Below are 16578 nucleotides of genomic sequence, written 5' to 3'. Positions count from 1 at the left end.
CATGCTCGCCTCGATACCCGCCCTACGGACAGCGCCGCTCGGGCACGCCCGCGCGAAACGGGTGCTGACCAGGGGACACGGCCTGTTCGCCGCCGTGCTCGCCGCCGCGGCTGCCCTGCGCGTGCTCGCCATGCTGGCGTACGACACCGCCCAGCTCTACTGGTACGACTCCTTCACCTATCTCGACACGGCCGTCCACCTGAAGCCGGGCGGCGGGTTCCACCCCGCCGGATACTCCTTCTTCCTGCGGCTTTTGTGGCCGTTCCACAGCGTCGAACTGGTGGTCGGCGTGCAGCACGCCATGGGCCTGGGCATCGCCGTGATGGTCTACGCGTTGCTGCGCCGCCACCGGCTGCCCGCGTGGGGCGCCACCCTGGCCACGCTGCCGGTGCTGTTCGATCCGGCCTTCGTCCGGCTTGAGCACGCCGTGCTCTCCGACACCCAGCTGATCTTCCTCGTCGTCGCCGCCCTGACCGTCGTCATGTGGCGGGCCAAGCCGTCCGTACGGTCGGCCGCCGTCGCGGGGGCGCTGCTCGCGCTGGCCGGGCTCACTCGGACCGCCGCCGTGCCGCTGCTCGGCCTGGTCCTGCTGTATCTGGTCGTACGCCGGGCCGGGGTGCGGCAGGTGGCCGCGCTCGCTCTCGCCGGGGTGCTGCCGCTGGCCGCCTACGCGGGCTGGTATCAGGCCCACCACGGGCGCTACGCGCTCAGCGGCTCCGACGGGGTGGCACTGTGGGCGCGGACGATGACGTTCGCCGACTGCTCGGTCGCCCGGCCGCCGACCGACGAGGCGAAGCTGTGCCCGAACGGCACCGTTGTGGACGCCGCGTCCGAGTACGTGTGGGCGCCGGGCGCCTCGCTCAACCTGCTGCCCGGCGATCGCTTCTCCCACAACGACCTGGCCCGCTCGTTCGCGCTGCGCGCCATCGCGGCGCAGCCGCTCGATTACCTGCGCGAGGTCGCGCACGACGCCTCGCTCGCCTTCGCGGTCACCCCCGTGCGGCACCCGGCGCGCGTGTCCCCGGCGCTGTCGTTCCCCGTCGGCTCCTGGCCACTGCCCTCCTTCCCGCTCATCGAGACCGTGCGCGGCGAGTACGACCCCGCCATCCGCGGCATGTCGTCGGTCGAGCCGTACGCGTCGTTCCTGGGCGCGTATCGCTACCCGGGCCTGCTGCACGGGCCGCTGTTCGGCATGGCCCTGCTGCTCGGTGGGATCGGCGCGATCGGCCGGCGGCGTGCGGCGCTGCTGCCGTGGGTGACGGCCGTGTACCTGTTCCTCGGCCCGATCGCCGCGCTCGACTTCGACCACCGCTACATGCTGCCCGCCGTACCGGTCGCCTGCGCCGCGGCAGCCCTGGGCATGCGAGACCTGCGCATACGAGGCCGCGGCATCGCGGATCTGGCCGTGACCGGCCTACGCCGCCTCCGCCGAGCGGCCGTCTGACCGTCGCCCGGCCGCCTCGATGTCACGCCAAGCCCGCTAAACCCGTAGCCGCCGGGCTCGTGCGAGGCGGTGGTAGGTGAAGGCCCAGCGGTCGGTGCCTTCTTTGCGGCGGGTGTAGCGGTCGGGGTGGCGGTAGCGGTCGCGGTTGTGGAACTGGCAGGCCGGTCCGAGGAGTTTCAGGTCGGTCAGGCCGCCGGTGCTCCAGTTGTCGGCGTGGTCGATCTGGCACATGGTGGCCGGGAGTGGGCAGCCGTCGATCCAGCAGGTGGCGTAGCGGGCGAAGACGGCCCGGCGTTGGGCGGGGGTGGCCAGGCGGACCTTGCGGCCCATGTCGAGCACCTGCCCGTCGGTGTCCATGACCAGGCGTACCAGGGTGGAGGTGCGGGCGAGGCGATGCACGCTGGTGACGGGCAGCATCTGCCCGGTCGCCAGCAACAACCCCGGCGCCGTCCCCGGCAGCCGCCCTGCCGACACTGCCCCGGGCATCCCTGCTGACCACGGCGGCGTCGCACCGCAACCACACGGGCCCTGCTCACGGTGGCACTGTCCACAGCGTACGTCGCCGTGGTCCTCACGCGTGGCCTGCCCATGCCGGCAGTCCCCCGCAGGCCGACGCCCGGCGTGGGTGTGATGTCCAGATGGATCGTCGGGAGGAGGATCCGGCTGGGCTGTGTTCGGAGGCGCGGTGGGAGGCGTTGCGGTGGGAGGCGCGGTGTCGTCGCCCTCGCCAGAGGCGGCGCTCGCGGTATCGCGCTCGCCAGCCTGCTGCTCACGGGACCCGCCCTCACCGGCTCTGGCGTCGCGAGTCTCCTCATCGCGCGGGGCGGTGGTGCCACGGTCGGCACTCTCGGCAACGGGACCCGCGGCTACATCTGCCTGTGCCTCTGCCCCTGCCCCTGCCCCTGCCTCTGCCTCTGTCTCGGCAGTGCCGGGGTCGGCGGCGGCGCCAAGGTCGCCGGGGTCGTCAGCGCTTCCGGTGCCGCTCGGGGTGCAGCCGCTGGTGTTTTCGGCGGCGCTGGGGGTGCAGTCACTGGTGTCTTCGGGGTCGGCGGCTTCGGCGTGGTCGGTGGCGGGGTCGGTGTGTTGCGGATCGGTGGGGAGGGATTCGGCGTTGACCAGGACCAGGAGTTCGGTGGCGATCTCCTGCTCCAGCAGCGCGATGAACGCATCGGCGTTGCGGACCCGCAGCGGGCGGTCATCGCTCTCCGCCCGCGGTTTGGCGTAGGCGTCCAGCAAAGCCCGCAACCGGGCGGCGGCCTCACGCGGCAGATGGAACTCCCCCTCCAAACCCCCACCCCGGGTGGGGCGGACCCGCAGGAACCGCCGCGCGTAATCGCCCTGCTCATCACGCTCCTCCCCATCAGGGTCGAGCACCGCCCGCAAGTAGCGGCCCGCTTTGGCCACCTCCGCCGGACCCGCCTTACCCGCCAGCTCCAGCAAAATCGACTCAGCCAACCCCGCCTGCTCATCATTCAACGGCGCGGTGGCCGTGCAGATCGCCTCCACCACCCCCGCCGCCAAGCTTCCCTCGGCGAACGCCGCACGCACCCGGGGCAGACGGGCCAACTCCACCGCCAAAGTCAGCAACCGGCCAGCACCCGCCACACCCATCCCCCCGGCGGTACGCAGCCAACTCCGGGTCGAGGCATGCCCATGCTGCCTGGCCTGCCCCACACCATGCACCCGCCCCACCCGATCCGCCAGCGCGGAGGTGATCCGATCCCGGACGAACATCAACTCCTCGGCCTCAGCCAGATAGATATCCACATCCTCCGGCAACGGCGCCAACGCCAACTCCTGCGCCGACTCCCGCAGCGAACCCACCAACACCCACGACGACCGGGCCTTGTCCCGACCGGCACCCCCAGACCCGGCACTCGCGCCCCGGTCTTCGGAACCCCGCATCTTGGGCTCAACGATCGGAAAGGGGCCATCGGAGTATTCGCCGCGGGCGAGCGGACCTTCGGACGACCACAATGGCGAACCGGCGGTCAGACGGTCCCACCATTCGCTGTCATGGTCGAAGAGGCCCACCACACCTCCATGGAGAAATTCGAAAGTATGTATGAATTCTCTCCTGCCGTCTTGCCTGAAGCAACCGCGCCGTGGGATTTGTTGGAGCTACAGGCACAGCATCACCAGGCCCAGGCCTCGGGGCCGGGGCCGCCGTTGCCGATGGGCGGGAACAGCTCGTCCAGCCGGGCCAGGGTCTCGGCGGACAGCTCGGTGCGCAGCGCCGTCAGCGGCAGGTCGAGCTGCCCGGGGGAGCGCGGTCCGATGACAGGGGCGGTCACCCCGGGACGCGACAGCAGCCACGCGAGCGCGACCGCGGTGGGTTCCTCGCCTATCTCGGCGCACAGCTTCTCGTAGCCCTCGATGGCCGTCCGGTGCGGCTCGACCCGCTCGGGGGCGTGCAGGACGCTGCGGCCTCCCGCGCCCTCGCGCTGCTTGCGCAGCGCCCCGGACAGCGCGCCGAAGTGCAACGGCGAGTAGGGCAGGATCCCGATGCCCAGCTCGATGGCCGCGGGCAGCACCTCCAGCTCGATGTGCCGGGTGAGCAGGTTGTACTTGCACTGCTCGGAGACCAGGCCGAGGAAGTTCCTGCGGTCGGCCGCCGCCTGCGCGCGGGCGAGGTGCCAGCCGGCGAAGTTGGACGACCCGACGTAACGCACCTTGCCCTGGACGACCAGGGTCTCCATGGCCTGCCAGATCTCCTCCCACGGCGTGTCCCGCTGCACGTGGTGCATCTGGTAGAGGTCGATCCGGTCGGTCCGCAGGCGGCGCAGCGACGCCTCGCAGGCGGCGATGATGTGACGGGCCGACAGCCCCCCGTCGTTGGGCCAGTCGGTCATCGGGGCGTACACCTTCGTGGCCAGCACGATCCGGTCCCGGTGGCCGGCCTTCTCGAACCAGCGGCCGATGAACCGCTCACTCAGGCCGTCGCCGGTCTCCCGGCCGTACATGTTCGCGGTGTCGACGAAGTTGACGCCCTCCTCGTGCGCCCGGTCGAGGATCGCGTGGCTCTCGTCCTCGCCGATCTGCCAGCCGAAGTTCATCGTGCCGAGGCAGATCCGGCTGACGAGCAGACCGGTCCGCCCCAAACGGGTGTATTCCATGCGCCGACCGTAGGAACCGGGGGACGTTCTCCGTTAACCGTTCGAGGGTGCTCGAATGGACGGGTGATCCGGATCGAGTTCGCCCCCGCCGACCTGCTGCGGCTCAGGTTCGCGCACAGCCCGATGGCGGAGGTCGTGGCCAGCTGCCTCGCGCTGCGCTCCCGCTCGGCGCGCCTGGTCCCCGCGTCCTGGCGGGCCCGGGCCGAGCCGCTGCTGCGCGGCCTGACCACACTCCACTCGCTGGTCCCCGGCCCCACCGGGTACGTGCCGGACTTCCTCACCCCGGCGCCGTCCGCCACGCGGCCGACCCTGGAACAGGAACTGCGGGTGGTGGCCGACACCCCGCTCGACCAGGTCGCGTCCGAGGTGGACCGGGCCTGGGCCGGGCGCAGCGCGCCGCCGGAGGTCGAGCGGTTCTGGACCGACCCGGCGGGTGCGCTGGCCCAGACGGTGCGGGAGATCCGGCGCTACTTCGCGTCGACGATCGCGCCGCACTGGCCGCGGCTGCGCGCGCTCGCGGAGGGCGAGCTGACCCGCCGCGGGCTGCTCGCCGCCGAGCGCGGGCCGCGGGCGCTGCTGACGGACCTGCACCCGAGGCTCGACTGGGACGGCGAGGCGCTACGGCTGGCATACGCCAAGGACGGCGAGTTCGGCCTGGACGGGCACCCGCTCACCCTGTTGCCCACCGGGTTCACCGGCCCGCACGTCTACACGCTGACCGACACCCCGGCCGGGCGTGCGCTGTGGTACGCGCCGCGCGGCCACGGCCGGCTGTGGGAGCGCCCTGTGCCGGCCGAGCCGCCGGAGGCGCTGGCCGCCCTGCTCGGCCCGACCCGCGCGGCTGTGCTCGCGCTGCTGGCCGAGCCGTCCAGCACGGGGGAGGTGGCCGCGGCCCTCCGGCTGGCCCCGGCGACCGCCTCGCACCACCTGACCACGCTCAGGGACGCCGGGCTGGTGACCGGCGAAAGAGAGGGCCGCCGGTTGCGCTACCGGCGCACCGGCCTCGGCGAACAGCTCGCCGGGGAGGATCAGGCGCCGTAGACAGGCTCGGCCGCGGCCTCGCAGCTCTCCCTGTCGCTTCTGCCATAAGTGTTGCCAGGAGGGACTACTCGCGCGAGAGTAGTCGTGTGTCATCGATCCGGATCTTCATTCTCGGTGCCCTGGCCGAGCGCGGCCCCATGCACGGTCACCAGTTGCGCCTCCTGATCGAGGAGGAACGCCTCGACATGTGGACCGACATCACCGTCGGCGGGCTCTATGGGGCGATCAAGCGCCTGGCCGCGGAAGGGCTGATCGAAGGGGTGAGAACCGAGCAGGTCGGCGCGTATCCCGAACGCAAGGTCTGGCAGATCACCGACGCCGGTGCGAAGGCGCTGTCATCGCTGCGGCTGAGCGGGCTACGCGAGATCGTCCTCAAGCCCGATCCATTCGACCTCGTCCTCACCCGGCTGGATCCGCAGCATCTTGACGACCTGCCCGCGATCATCGACGCGAGGGTGGCGTCCCTGGAAGCCATGCTCGCCGAGTACGAAGCCCATGCCCGGGCGGTCGCGCGGTACCTGACCCTGGCGGAAACCCTCGCCATGCAGCACCGCGTCAGCCGGCTGCGCGCTGAGATCGCCTGGCATCGGCGGCTGGTGTCGCAGCTGCCCGAACTGCTCGTCGACGAGAAGACCCGGAAGGGCTCGGATGACTCACCGGTCTGAAACGCCGGCCATGGCCCGTGCTGCCTGGACGGCTCCGCCGAGAAGCACGACAGAAAGTGAGGAACGCACGGTGCCGCGCGACCGCGTCCATGCCTGGGACCTCGAACTGCAGAACGTCCATCACCGACTGGAGCAGGCATTGGAGCAGGCCAGGGTGTCCCTCCTCTCCGGCAAGAACGCCAAGGCGTCCAAACCCGACCTGCGCAGCCACTGTTACACCTTCTGCGCCGCGCTGGGCAGCCACCACCGCAGTGAGGACGACAGCTTCTTTCCTGCCCTGGTGCGGCAGATGCCGGAGCTGAGGCCCGTGATCGAACGCCTCACCCGCGACCACCGCCGGCTCGCGCGGCTTCTCGCCGACTTCCAGGAATGTCTCGACTCGGCCCAGTCCTCTCCCGAGCGGCTGCTCAGGAAGATCAACGAGATCAAGTCCGTCATGAACGCCCACTTCGCCGACGAGGAACGGTCCCTGAACTCCGCACTGCATGCCTTCTACGCGCAGGCCGATGACAGGGACCGGATGCTCGGCGGCATCTGAATCGCGAAGGGCATGGACGACGTGCGGATCGCCGCAGACAGCATCGGTGAGACGACGGTGAAGACACGCGTCGACAACGCCTTCGCGAAGATCGGACCCCGCGACGGGAGCGACGCGACCGCCATGTGTACCGTCGCGGGCTGGCCGGGGAGGATCAGGCGCCGTAGACGGGCTCCGGCCCGGCGGCCTGGCCGAGCAGTTTCGCCACCTCCGGCCCGATCTCGGCGGGGTCCCAGCGGGCGCCCTTGTCGGCGGCCGGGCCGTGCCGGAAACCCTCCATGACGCAGATCCGGCCGCCCTCCACCTCGAAGACCCGGCCGGTGACGCCCTTCGACTCGGCCGAGCCGAGCCAGACCACCAGCGGGGAGACGTTCTCCGGGGCCATCGCGTCGAACGCGCCCTCCCCGGGGGCGGCCATCGTCCGCGCGAAGACCTGCTCGGTCATCCGCGTGCGGGCGGCCGGGGCGATGGCGTTGACGGTCACGCCGTAGCGGCCGAGTTCGGCCGCCGCGACCAGGGTCAGGCCCACGATGCCGGCCTTGGCCGCCGAGTAGTTGCCCTGCCCCACGCTGCCGAGCAGGCCCGCGCCCGAGGAGGTGTTGACCACCCGCGCGTCCACCGGCCGGCCGGCCTTCGACTCGGCCCGCCAGTGCAGCCCGGCGTGCTTGAGCGGCAGGAAGTGACCCTTCAGGTGCACGCGGATCACCGCGTCCCACTCCTCCTCCGACAGGTTGACCAGCATGCGGTCGCGCAGGAACCCGGCGTTGTTGACCAGCACGTCGAGGCGGCCGAAGTGCTCGACCGCGGTCGCCACCAGCCGCCGCGCGCCCTCGTCGGTGGCGATGTCGGACCGGTCGGCCACCGCCTCGCCGCCCAGCGCGCGGATCTCCTCGGCCACCTCCTGGGCGGGCCCCCCTGATCCGGCGTCCGATCCGCCCTCGCCGGACAGGCTCACCCCGAGGTCGTTGACCACGACCTTCGCGCCCTGGCGGGCGAACTCCAGCGCGTGCGCCCTGCCGAGGCCGCGCCCCGCGCCCGTCACGATGACGACTCGGTCCCTGCAGATCATCTCGGTCCCCTTCAATCGGACAGCTTCAGCCGGACAACGGCGTCTGCTAGCGTAGTTTCTAACAAATGTTAGATGGAAAGGTGACGTATGGGAATCTCGACCAGCCGCGACGGCGAGGGGGTCGCCGAGGTCGTGGTGGACGTCCCGCCGGTCAACGCGCTGACCGTACGCGGATGGTTCGAGCTCGCCGACGCCGTACGGGAGGCCGGGCGTGACCCGGAGACCCGCGTCGTGGTGCTGCGGGCGGAGGGCCGCGGGTTCAACGCCGGCGTGGACATCAAGGAGATGCAGGCGACCAGCGGGTTCGAGGCGCTGGTGGGCGCCAACCGCGGCTGCTATGAAGCGTTCGCGGCGGTCTACGAGTGCGAGGTCCCCGTGGTCGCGGCCGTGCACGGTTTCTGCCTGGGCGGCGGGGTGGGGCTGGCCGGCAACGCCGACATCGTGGTGGCCTCCGACGACGCCTACTTCGGCCTGCCCGAGGTGGAGAGGGGCGCGCTCGGCGCCGCCACCCACCTCGCCAGGCTGGTGCCCCAGCACCTGATGCGCGCGATGGTCTACACGTGCCGCAACGTCACCGCCGCCGAGTTGCACGCGTTCGGCTCGGTGCTCGAGGTCGTGCCGCGCGAGCGCCTGCGCGACGCGGCGCTTGAGGTGGCGGTCCAGATCGCCACCAAGGACCCGTACGTGATCCGGCGGGCCAAGGAGTCGCTCAACGGCATCGACCCGGTCGACGTCAAGCGCAGCTACCGGTTCGAGCAGGGCTTCACGTTCGAGCTCAACCTCATGGGCGCCGGCGACCGGCACCGGGACGCCTTCGTCGCGGAAGGGGGCCGGTGATGGGCGTCGTCATGTCGATCGAGGAGATCGTCGGCTCGCTGGAGAGCGGCATGACGATCGGCATCGGCGGCTGGGGTTCCCGGCGCAAGCCGATGGCGCTGGTGCGGGCCGTCTACCGGTCCGCGCTGACGGACCTGACGATCGTGTCGTACGGCGGGCCGGACGTGGGCCTGCTCTGCGCGGCGGGCAAGGTGCGCCGAGTCGTCGCCCCGTTCGTGACGCTCGACTCGATCGCCCTCGAACCGCACTTCCGGGCGGCCCGGCAGCGTGGGGCCGTCGAGTTCACCGAGTATGACGAGGGCATGTTCATGTTCGGCCTGCTCGCGGCGGCGCACCGGCTGCCGTTCCTGCCGACGCGGGCCGGGCTCGGCTCGGACGTCATGCGGGTGAACCCCCGCCTGCGCACGGTCCGCTCGCCGTACGAGGACCAGGAGGAACTCGTCGCGGTGCCCGCGCTCACGATGGACGTGGCGCTGGTGCACATGGACGTGGCCGACACCCGGGGCAACGGCCGCTACCTCGGCGCCGACCCCTACATGGACGACCTGTTCGCCAAGGCGGCCGGGCGGTGCTTCGTGTCCTGCGAGCGGATGGTCGAGCCCGGCGAACTGGGTGGCCCGCCGCAGACGCTGCTGGTCAGCCGCATGCATGTCGCCGGAGTCGTGGAGACCCCGGACGGCGGCCATTTCACCGATCGAGGAGAGGGCCGAGACGAGGCGTTCCAGCGGCACTACGCCGCCTCGGCGGCCGACCCGGAGGCGTGGGCGGCGTTCGCGGACCGGTTCCTGTCCGGCGACGAGGCGGCCTACCGGAAGGCCGTGCGGCAGTGGCACGAGGAGGGACGATGAGCGCGACCCGGGCGGAGATCTGCGTCGTGGCGTGCGCGGAGGTGTGGCGCGGCGACGGCGAGATCCTGGCGGCGGCGATGGGCACCTGCTCGATCCTGGGCGCCCGGTTGGCCCGGCTCACGTTCGAGCCCGGCCTGCTGACCACGGACGGCGGCGCGCTGCTGACCGCAGAGGCGGTGCCGTTCGGCGCCGCCGCCGGGGCGGTCGAGGGGTGGCTGCCGTTCCGCGAGCACCTGTGGCTGGTGCAGAACGGGCGCAGGCACGTGATGATGGGCGCCTCCCAGATCGACAGGCACGGCAACACCAACATCTCGGCGATCGGCGACTGGGCGCGACCGAAGTCGCAGCTCCTCGGCGTGCGCGGAGCCCCCGGCAACACGATCTGCAACCCGACCAGCTACTGGATCCCCAAGCAGTCCACCCGCGTCTTCGTCCCGAAGGTGGACGTGGTGAGCGGCGTGGGCCACGACCGCGCGGCCGCGCTGGGCCCGCGGGCCGCCCGCTTCCATGACCTGCGCCGGGTGGTGACCGACCTCGCCGTGTTCGACTTCGGCACTCCCGACGGCTCGATGCGCCTGGTCTCTGTGCACCCCGGCGTCGAGGTCGAGCAGGTGCGGGCGGCCACCGGGTTCGACCTGGTCGTCGAGGGCGACGTGCCGGAGACCCGGCAGCCCACAGACGAGGAACTGCGGCTCATCCGCGAGGTGCTCGACCCGAAGGGACTGCGCGACCGGGAGGTGAAGGCGTGATCGGGCCGGTGCTGGACACCCCGCTCACGCGCCTGACCGGCGTGCGCCATCCGGTGGTGCAGACCGGCATGGGCTGGGTGGCCGGCCCCCGGCTGGTGTCGGCGGTGGCGAACGCGGGCGGTCTCGGCATCCTCGCCTCGGCCACGATGACCCCCGACCAGCTCGACGCCGCGATCCGGGAGGTCCGCTCACGCACCGACGCGCCGTTCGGGGTGAACCTGCGCGCCGACGCCGGCGACGCGGGGGAGCGGGTCGACCTGCTCATCAAGAACCGGGTGAAGGTGGCCTCGTTCGCGCTGGCCCCGCGGCAGGAGCTGATCGCCAAGCTGAAGGACGCCGGGATCGTGGTGATCCCGTCCGTCGGCGCCCGGCGGCACGCGGAGAAGGTCGCCGCCTGGGGCGCCGACGCCGTGCTCGTGCAGGGCGGCGAGGGCGGCGGCCATACCGGCGCGGTCGCCACGACGCTGCTGCTGCCCCAGGTCGTGGACGCCGTCGACATCCCGGTGATCGCCGCCGGCGGTTTCTTCGACGGGCGCGGCCTGGCCGCAGCCCTGGCGTACGGCGCGGCGGGCGTGGCGATGGGCACGCGGTTCCTGCTGACCAGCGACAGCTCCGTGCCCGACGCGGTGAAGCGGACCTACCTCGGCATGTCGGAGACCGTCGTCACCCGCCAGGTGGACGGCATGCCGCACCGGGTGCTGCGCACCGAACTGGTGGACGGGCTGGAGCGGTCGGGCAAGGTGTCCGGCCTGGTCCGGGCCGTGCGCAATGCCGCGCGCTTCAAGCAGGTCTCCGGCATGTCGTGGCCCGCGATGATCCGCGACGGCCTGGCCATGAAGCACGGCAAGGAGCTGAGCTGGTCGCAGGTGCTGATGGCGGCCAACACGCCGATGCTGCTCAAGGCGGCCATGGTGGACGGCCGCCCGGACCTCGGCGTGATGGCGTCGGGCCAGGTCGTCGCGCTCATCGACGACCTGCCCACGTGTGAGGAGCTGATCGACTCGATCGTCACCCGGGCCGCCGAGGTCGTCCGCGCGCTCAGCGGGAATCTTGCTGAAACTATGTAGACCGGTCTAGTCTTGCGGCATGACGCGAAGGAACGACACGCGCGAGCGGGTCCTGCGCACGGCCGCCGGGCTCTTCCAGCGGCAGGGCTACAACGCCACCGGCCTCAACCAGGTGCTGGCGGAGAGCCGGGCGCCCAAGGGCTCGCTCTACTTCCACTTCCCGGAAGGCAAGGAGCAGCTGGCGGCCGAGGCGGTGGCGGTCGCGGGCGGCGAGCTCGGCGAGCGGATCGCCGCCGCCGTGGCCGCCGCTCCCGGCCCCGCCGGCGCCGTCGTCCGGATCGGCGAGCTGCTCGCCCACAACCTGGAGCAGTCGGGGTTCCAGGAGGGCTGCCCGGTGGCCACGGTCGCGCTGGAGGCCGCGGGCGACAGCGAGCCCATCCGGTCGGCCTGCGACGCGGCGTACGCCTCCTGGCTGCGCGGCCTGGCCGACTATCTGCGGGGGCACGGCGTGGACGACGCCGAGGCGCTCGCCGACCTGGTGCTGTCCTCGCTGCAGGGAGCACTCCTGCTCGCCCGCGTGCGTCGCGACACCGGCGTCATCCACTCGGTCACGCGACGGATCGGCGGCCTGGTCGCCGACGCCGCCCGGTGAGAGGGCTCCGGATGAAGGTCCACCACCTCAACTGCGGCTCGATGCGGAAGATCGATCCCACTTACCACGGCCCGGCGCCCGCGCACGCGGTGGCCCACTGCCTGCTCGTCGAGACCGATCGCGACGGCCTGGTGCTCGTGGAGACCGGGCTCGGGCTCGGCGACGTACGGGACCCGGCGGGCTCGCTCGCCGCGGACTGGACGGAGATGGTCGAGCCGGTGCTCGACCCGGCCGAGACCGCCGTGCGGCAGGTCGAGCGGCTCGGCTACGCGCCCGCCGACGTGCGGCACATCCTGCTGACCCACCTCGACGTCGATCACTCCGGCGGCCTGCCGGACTTCCCGGACGCCCGGGTGCACGTCCTGGAGGAGGAACTGGCCGCGGCGCTGGCCGAGGCCCCCAGCCGGCGCTACCGGCCGGCGCACTGGGCCCACGGGCCGCGCTGGACGACGTACGAGTCCGGACCGGGCGAGGAGTGGTTCGGCTTCGGCGGCGTACGGCAGCCGCACGGGCTGCCGCCGGAGTTCCTGCTGGTGCCGCTCGGCGGGCACACGGCCGGGCACGCGGCGGTGGCCGTGCGCGACGGCGACCGGTGGCTGCTGCACGCGGGCGACGCGTACTTTTACCACGGCGAGCTGCGGGCGGAGGAGCCGCAGCCGCACCCGCTGCTCGACATGGTGCAGAACGGCGCGCAGGTCGACGCCGAGCTGCGGCTGCGCAACCGCGACCGGCTGCGCGCGCTCGTCCGCGACCACGCGGGCGAGGTGGAGGTCTTCTCCGCCCACGACCCCTGGGAGCTGCGCCGTTACGAGTCAGCCGGCGAGTGAGCCGATCACCCGCGCCCGGTGGTCCGAGGGCGAGCCCCACGCCGTGTGCAGGGCGCGGGCCCTGCGGATCAGCAGGCTCGGGTCGTACTCGTCCGTGTAGGCGATCGCGCCGTGCACCTGCAGGGCGATCTTCGCCGCGGCGTACGCCGCCTCGGACGCCGCGGCCTTGGCAGCCGACACGTCCCGGGCGAAGTCCGGCGTGCCGTACGCCAGGGCGGCGCCGTGCACCAGCGGCCGGGCGTACTCCAGCCCGACCAGGGCGTCGGCCAGGTGGTGCTTGACCGCCTGGAACTCGCCGATCGGCCGGCCGAACTGCCGCCGGGCCTTCGCGTAGTCCACCGACACCTCAAGCAGGCGGCGTCCGGTCCCCACGAGCTGCGCCGCGCACGCGAGCGCGCCCATGTCGTACGCCTGGGCGGCGGCCGCCGCCACGTGCGGTCCCTCGGCCAGCACCTCGCCCGGCGTGACGGGGAACAGCCGCCGGGCGGGGTCGAGGGACGTGCGGGCCTCGCCGGGGACGGCGGCGCACAGCCGCTCGCCGTGCACGAGCAACGCCAGGTCGGCGGCGTCCGCGTCCAGCGCGTACGGCACGGCCGGGGGCAGCGCGAGCGTGACCACGGCCGTGCCCTCGGCGATCGGCGGCAGCCACCGGCTCGCCAGGGCCTCCTCGCCCAGCCGGTCGAGCAGCACGGCGGCGGCCACGGTCTCGGCGTACGGCCCGGGCGCGCCGTGCCTGCCGAGCTCGTGGAACGCGGTCACCAGTTCGACCGGCAGCGGACCGGCCCCTCCCGCGGACTCGGGCACGGCGATCGCGAGCACCCCGGCCGCGGCCAGCGTGCGCCACAGCGCGAGGCCGCCCTCGCGCCGCCCGGCCGCCCGGTCGCGGACCACACCGGGCACGGCCGCCTCGGTGAGCAGCTTGTCGAGGGTCTCGCCGAACAGCCGCTGCTCGGCGTCGAGGACGAATCTCATCGGCTTCCCGCCTTCGGCAGGCCGAGCACGCGCTCGGCGATCACGTTGCGCTGGATCTCGTTGGTCCCGGCGTAGATCGGGCCGGCCAGGGAGAAGACGTATCCCTCCAGCCATTCACCCGCCAGCTCGCCGTCCGGGCCGAGCAGGTCGAGGGCGGTCTCGTGCAGCGCCACGTCCAGCTCCGACCAGAAGATCTTGTTGACGCTGGATTCGGCGCCTGCGTCCTCCGTGCGGGAGATCGTCTCGAAGCCCTTGAGCCGGTAGGCGCGTGCCTTGATCCACGCGTCGGCCACCCGGTCGCGCAGCGCCGTGTCGGCGGGGTCGCCGTGCTCGCGCCACAGCTCTACTAGCCGGTCGGCGGCGGCCAGGAAGCGGCCGGGGCTGCGCAGGGTGAGCCCGCGCTCGTTGCCCGTGGTGCTCATCGCGACCCTCCACCCGGCGCCCGGCTCGCCGATCACGTCGCGGTCGGGGACGAACACGTCGTCGAAGAACAGCTCGGCGAAGGCCGGTTTGCCGTCGATGCGGCCGATCGGCCTACGGGTGATCCCCTCGGCGTCGAGCGGGAACATGAGGTAGGTCAGCCCCCGGTGCCGTTCGGCCTCCGGGTCGGAGCGGAACGGCCCGAAGCCCCAGTCGGCGAAGGCGGCCCGCGAGCTCCACGTCTTCTGGCCGTTCAGCAGCCAGCCGCCGTCGGTGCGGGTCGCGGTCGCGCGCAGGGACGCGAGGTCGCTGCCCGCGCCCGGTTCCGACCACGCCTGGGCCCAGATCACCTCGCCGGAGGCCATCGAGGGCAGGACGCGGGCGAGCTGCTCGGGCGTGCCGTGCTGGAACAGGGTGGGCGCGAGCAGGTTGATGCCGTTCTGGCTGACCCGCCCCGGCGCACCGGCCGCGTAGTACTCCTCCTCGAAGACGAGCCACTCCAGCGGGGAGGCGTTCCGGCCGCCGTACTCCTCGGGCCACGACACCACCGACAGGCGGGCTTCGTGCAGCTCGCGCTCCCAGGCGCGGTGGGCGGCGAAGCCCTCCTCGATCTCCAGGGACGGCAGGGGAGCGGCGGGGACGTGCTCGCGGAGCCAGTCGCGCACCTCGGCGCGGAACGGCTCCACCGGCGAGAGGTCAAGATCCATCGGCGGCCGCCTTCATGCTCTTGGGGTCCATCCCGGCCAGGGAGTCGGCCGAGGTCTCGGCGTTGTGGGCGTGGGCGAGGTGGTGCAGGCCGAAGACCGAGTCCATACCGGCGTGCATGCCCTGCAGGTCCTCGGCCTGGTTGACCGCCTTCTTGGTCAGCGCCAGGCCCATCCGCGGCATGGCGGCGATCTTCTCGGCCAGCGCGAGCGTCTCGGTCTCCAGGTCGTCGCGCGGAACGACCCGGTTGACCATTCCCACCTCGTACGCCCGCCGGGCCGGCATGCGGTCGCCGGTGAACAGGAACTCCTTGGCGATCCTGGGCGGCATGACCCAGGGGTGGGCGAAGTACTCCACGCCGGGGATGCCCATGCGTACGACGGGGTCGGCGAAGAACGCGTCGTCGGAGGCGACGATCAGGTCGCAGACCCAGGCGAGCATGAGCCCGCCCGCGATGCACGCGCCCTGCACCATGGCGATCGTCGGCTTGGGGATCTCCCGCCACCGTCGGCACATGCCCAGGTAGACCTCCGACTCCCGGGCGAAGCGGCTCTCGGCGCCCTCCTTGCCGACGTGGTCCCACCACAGGCCCGCCTTGCGCTCGAACGAGACGTGGGCGTCCCTGCCCGGCGTGCCGATGTCGTGCCCGGCCGAGAAGTGCCTGCCCTCGCCGGCCAGCACGATCACCTTGACCTCGTCGTCGGCCGCCGCCCGGTAGAAGGCCTCGTCCAGGGCGTACGTCATCGCCGAGTTCTGCGCGTTGCGGTACTCCGGGCGGTTCATGGTGACCACCGCCACGGGCCCGCGGCGCTCGTAACGCACCACTGTCATGCGACCCTCGCATTCTTTCTAACAACTATTTGATAGAGTAAATCACGAGTCGTACGGTGAGGAGAGGGTGGGCATGCCGACCTACGTGAGCGGTCACGGTCTGCTGCGCGACCGGGTGGCGGTGGTGACCGCGGCGGCCGGCACCGGCATCGGGGGCGCCTGCGCCCGGCGCATGCTGGAGGAGGGCGCGCGGGTCGTCGTCAGCGACGCCCACGAGCGCCGTCTCGGCGAGAGCGTGGCCGTCCTGGAGGACGAGTTCGGCGCGGACGCGGTGATCGCCGTGCCCTGCGACGTCACCTCGGAAGAACAGGTCCAGAATCTGTTCGCCACCGCGGAGGAGCGGTTCGGGCCTGTCGACGTGGTCGTCAACAACGCCGGTCTCGGCGGCACGGCGAGGCTCGTCGAGATGACCGACGAGCAGTGGAGCCGGGTGCTCGACGTCACGCTGAACGGCACCATGCGCTGCACCCGCGCCGCCCTGACGCGCATGCAGCCGCGGGGCGGGGGCGTGATCGTGAACAACGCCTCGGTGATCGGCTGGCGGGCCCAGGAGGGCCAGGCGCACTACGCGGCGGCCAAGGCCGGTGTCATGGCGCTGACCAGGTGCGCGGCGATCGAGGCGGCGCCGTACGGCGTGCGGGTCAACGCCGTCGCCCCCTCGCTGGCCATGCACCCGCACCTGGCGAAGGTCACGACCGAGGAACTGCTGGCCGACCTGACCAGGAAGGAGGCCTTCGGCCGCCACGCGGAACCATGGGAAGTCGCCAACGTTATCGTCTTCCTCGCGAGCGACTACTCCTCCTACATGACCGGAGAGGTCGTCTCGGTCTCCAGCCAGCACCCCTGAGAGGTCGAAC

The 16578-nt window shown here is 72.2% G+C and carries 17 protein-coding genes; 11 read left to right on the top strand and 6 right to left on the bottom strand.

Features of this window, described 5'->3' with window-relative positions; translation table 11 throughout:
- The first annotated feature begins 1 nt into the window (after position 1).
- Positions 2 to 1444: a phospholipid carrier-dependent glycosyltransferase gene (locus tag IL992_RS21380; RefSeq protein ID WP_193205136.1), complete on the top strand. Its 1443-nt coding sequence runs from the start codon at positions 2 to 4 to the stop codon at positions 1442 to 1444.
- A gap of 36 nt (positions 1445 to 1480) precedes the next feature.
- Here the strand turns inward: IL992_RS21380 and IL992_RS21375 are convergent, their stop codons facing one another.
- Positions 1481 to 3478, bottom strand: a complete 1998-nt coding sequence (locus IL992_RS21375; protein WP_193205135.1) for an HNH endonuclease signature motif containing protein — start codon at positions 3476 to 3478, stop codon at positions 1481 to 1483.
- Between the two features lie 101 nt (positions 3479 to 3579).
- Positions 3580 to 4560 carry an aldo/keto reductase gene (locus tag IL992_RS21370; protein ID WP_193205134.1) on the bottom strand — a complete coding sequence of 327 codons (981 nt, stop codon included), beginning with the start codon at positions 4558 to 4560 and terminating at the stop codon, positions 3580 to 3582.
- A 63-nt stretch (positions 4561 to 4623) separates the two neighbouring features.
- On the opposite strand from IL992_RS21370, the gene IL992_RS21365 reads away from it, so the two are divergent.
- The 3 genes from IL992_RS21365 (at position 4624) to IL992_RS21355 (ending at position 6804) form a co-directional block, all read left to right on the top strand.
- A complete protein-coding gene (locus IL992_RS21365; protein WP_193205133.1) occupies positions 4624 to 5601 on the top strand; it encodes an ArsR/SmtB family transcription factor in 978 nt (325 codons plus the stop codon).
- Positions 5602 to 5687: 86 nt separating this feature from the next.
- Entirely contained in the window at positions 5688 to 6266 is a 579-nt protein-coding gene (locus IL992_RS21360) for a PadR family transcriptional regulator (RefSeq protein ID WP_319018711.1), read from the top strand.
- A 70-nt stretch (positions 6267 to 6336) separates the two neighbouring features.
- A complete protein-coding gene (locus IL992_RS21355) occupies positions 6337 to 6804 on the top strand; it encodes a hemerythrin domain-containing protein (protein ID WP_193205132.1) in 468 nt (155 codons plus the stop codon).
- A 154-nt stretch (positions 6805 to 6958) separates the two neighbouring features.
- Here the strand turns inward: IL992_RS21355 and IL992_RS21350 are convergent, their stop codons facing one another.
- Complete coding sequence (locus IL992_RS21350; protein ID WP_193205131.1) at positions 6959 to 7873, bottom strand: SDR family oxidoreductase; 915 nt, start codon at positions 7871 to 7873, stop codon at positions 6959 to 6961.
- 87 nt (positions 7874 to 7960) lie between these two features.
- On the opposite strand from IL992_RS21350, the gene IL992_RS21345 reads away from it, so the two are divergent.
- From IL992_RS21345 to IL992_RS21320, 6 genes are read left to right on the top strand one after another with little or no spacing between them, the layout of a single operon-like run.
- A complete protein-coding gene (locus IL992_RS21345) occupies positions 7961 to 8710 on the top strand; it encodes an enoyl-CoA hydratase family protein (RefSeq protein ID WP_193205130.1) in 750 nt (249 codons plus the stop codon).
- Entirely contained in the window at positions 8710 to 9558 is an 849-nt protein-coding gene (locus tag IL992_RS21340) for a CoA transferase subunit A (protein ID WP_226873504.1), read from the top strand. The genes IL992_RS21345 and IL992_RS21340 overlap by 1 nt, the downstream gene beginning before the upstream one ends.
- Complete coding sequence (locus IL992_RS21335) at positions 9555 to 10307, top strand: CoA-transferase subunit beta (RefSeq protein ID WP_193205128.1); 753 nt, start codon at positions 9555 to 9557, stop codon at positions 10305 to 10307. The genes IL992_RS21340 and IL992_RS21335 overlap by 4 nt, the downstream gene beginning before the upstream one ends.
- Entirely contained in the window at positions 10307 to 11374 is a 1068-nt protein-coding gene (locus tag IL992_RS21330; RefSeq protein ID WP_319018729.1) for an NAD(P)H-dependent flavin oxidoreductase, read from the top strand. The genes IL992_RS21335 and IL992_RS21330 overlap by 1 nt, the downstream gene beginning before the upstream one ends.
- A 19-nt stretch (positions 11375 to 11393) precedes the next feature.
- Positions 11394 to 11966, top strand: coding sequence for a TetR/AcrR family transcriptional regulator (locus IL992_RS21325; protein WP_193205127.1), 573 nt, complete (start codon positions 11394 to 11396; stop codon positions 11964 to 11966).
- Positions 11967 to 11977: 11 nt separating this feature from the next.
- Complete coding sequence (locus tag IL992_RS21320) at positions 11978 to 12793, top strand: MBL fold metallo-hydrolase (RefSeq protein ID WP_193205126.1); 816 nt, start codon at positions 11978 to 11980, stop codon at positions 12791 to 12793.
- Here IL992_RS21320 and IL992_RS21315 read toward each other — a convergent pair.
- The 3 genes from IL992_RS21315 to IL992_RS21305 are packed head-to-tail and all read right to left on the bottom strand — an operon-like array spanning position 12779 to position 15721.
- Positions 12779 to 13765 (bottom strand): acyl-CoA dehydrogenase family protein, encoded by a 987-nt coding sequence (locus IL992_RS21315; RefSeq protein WP_193205125.1) that lies wholly within the window; start codon positions 13763 to 13765, stop codon positions 12779 to 12781. The two genes, IL992_RS21320 and IL992_RS21315, sit on opposite strands and share 15 nt — an antisense overlap.
- Positions 13762 to 14892, bottom strand: coding sequence for an acyl-CoA dehydrogenase family protein (locus tag IL992_RS21310; RefSeq protein ID WP_193205124.1), 1131 nt, complete (start codon positions 14890 to 14892; stop codon positions 13762 to 13764). Before IL992_RS21310 ends, IL992_RS21315 begins: the two co-directional genes overlap by 4 nt.
- The gene (locus IL992_RS21305) at positions 14882 to 15721 is read right to left on the bottom strand and encodes an enoyl-CoA hydratase (protein WP_193205123.1); all 840 of its coding nucleotides are present in this window, start codon (positions 15719 to 15721) and stop codon (positions 14882 to 14884) included. The genes IL992_RS21310 and IL992_RS21305 overlap by 11 nt, the downstream gene beginning before the upstream one ends.
- A gap of 73 nt (positions 15722 to 15794) precedes the next feature.
- Between IL992_RS21305 and IL992_RS21300 the strand changes: the two genes are divergently transcribed.
- Complete coding sequence (locus IL992_RS21300; protein WP_226873503.1) at positions 15795 to 16568, top strand: SDR family oxidoreductase; 774 nt, start codon at positions 15795 to 15797, stop codon at positions 16566 to 16568.
- The last annotated feature ends 10 nt before the right edge of the window (positions 16569 to 16578 follow it).

It is taken from the genome of Microbispora sitophila, assembly GCF_014892245.1.
Taxonomy (GTDB): Bacteria; Actinomycetota; Actinomycetes; order Streptosporangiales; family Streptosporangiaceae; genus Microbispora; species Microbispora siamensis.
This window is presented reverse-complemented; position numbering and strand designations above follow the sequence as displayed.

What these genes read in the sequence shown, in the direction of transcription:
- IL992_RS21380 (WP_193205136.1), top strand. Translation starts at nt 2, where the DNA reads ATGCTCGCCTCGATACCCGCCCTACGGACAGCGCCGCTCGGGCACGCC.
- IL992_RS21370 (WP_193205134.1), bottom strand. Translation starts at nt 4,560, where the DNA reads ATGGAATACACCCGTTTGGGGCGGACCGGTCTGCTCGTCAGCCGGATC.
- IL992_RS21350 (WP_193205131.1), bottom strand. Translation starts at nt 7,873, where the DNA reads ATGATCTGCAGGGACCGAGTCGTCATCGTGACGGGCGCGGGGCGCGGC.
- IL992_RS21345 (WP_193205130.1), top strand. Translation starts at nt 7,961, where the DNA reads ATGGGAATCTCGACCAGCCGCGACGGCGAGGGGGTCGCCGAGGTCGTG.
- IL992_RS21340 (WP_226873504.1), top strand. Translation starts at nt 8,710, where the DNA reads ATGGGCGTCGTCATGTCGATCGAGGAGATCGTCGGCTCGCTGGAGAGC.
- IL992_RS21335 (WP_193205128.1), top strand. Translation starts at nt 9,555, where the DNA reads ATGAGCGCGACCCGGGCGGAGATCTGCGTCGTGGCGTGCGCGGAGGTG.
- IL992_RS21325 (WP_193205127.1), top strand. Translation starts at nt 11,394, where the DNA reads ATGACGCGAAGGAACGACACGCGCGAGCGGGTCCTGCGCACGGCCGCC.
- IL992_RS21320 (WP_193205126.1), top strand. Translation starts at nt 11,978, where the DNA reads ATGAAGGTCCACCACCTCAACTGCGGCTCGATGCGGAAGATCGATCCC.
- IL992_RS21315 (WP_193205125.1), bottom strand. Translation starts at nt 13,765, where the DNA reads ATGAGATTCGTCCTCGACGCCGAGCAGCGGCTGTTCGGCGAGACCCTC.
- IL992_RS21310 (WP_193205124.1), bottom strand. Translation starts at nt 14,892, where the DNA reads ATGGATCTTGACCTCTCGCCGGTGGAGCCGTTCCGCGCCGAGGTGCGC.
- IL992_RS21305 (WP_193205123.1), bottom strand. Translation starts at nt 15,721, where the DNA reads ATGACAGTGGTGCGTTACGAGCGCCGCGGGCCCGTGGCGGTGGTCACC.
- IL992_RS21300 (WP_226873503.1), top strand. Translation starts at nt 15,795, where the DNA reads ATGCCGACCTACGTGAGCGGTCACGGTCTGCTGCGCGACCGGGTGGCG.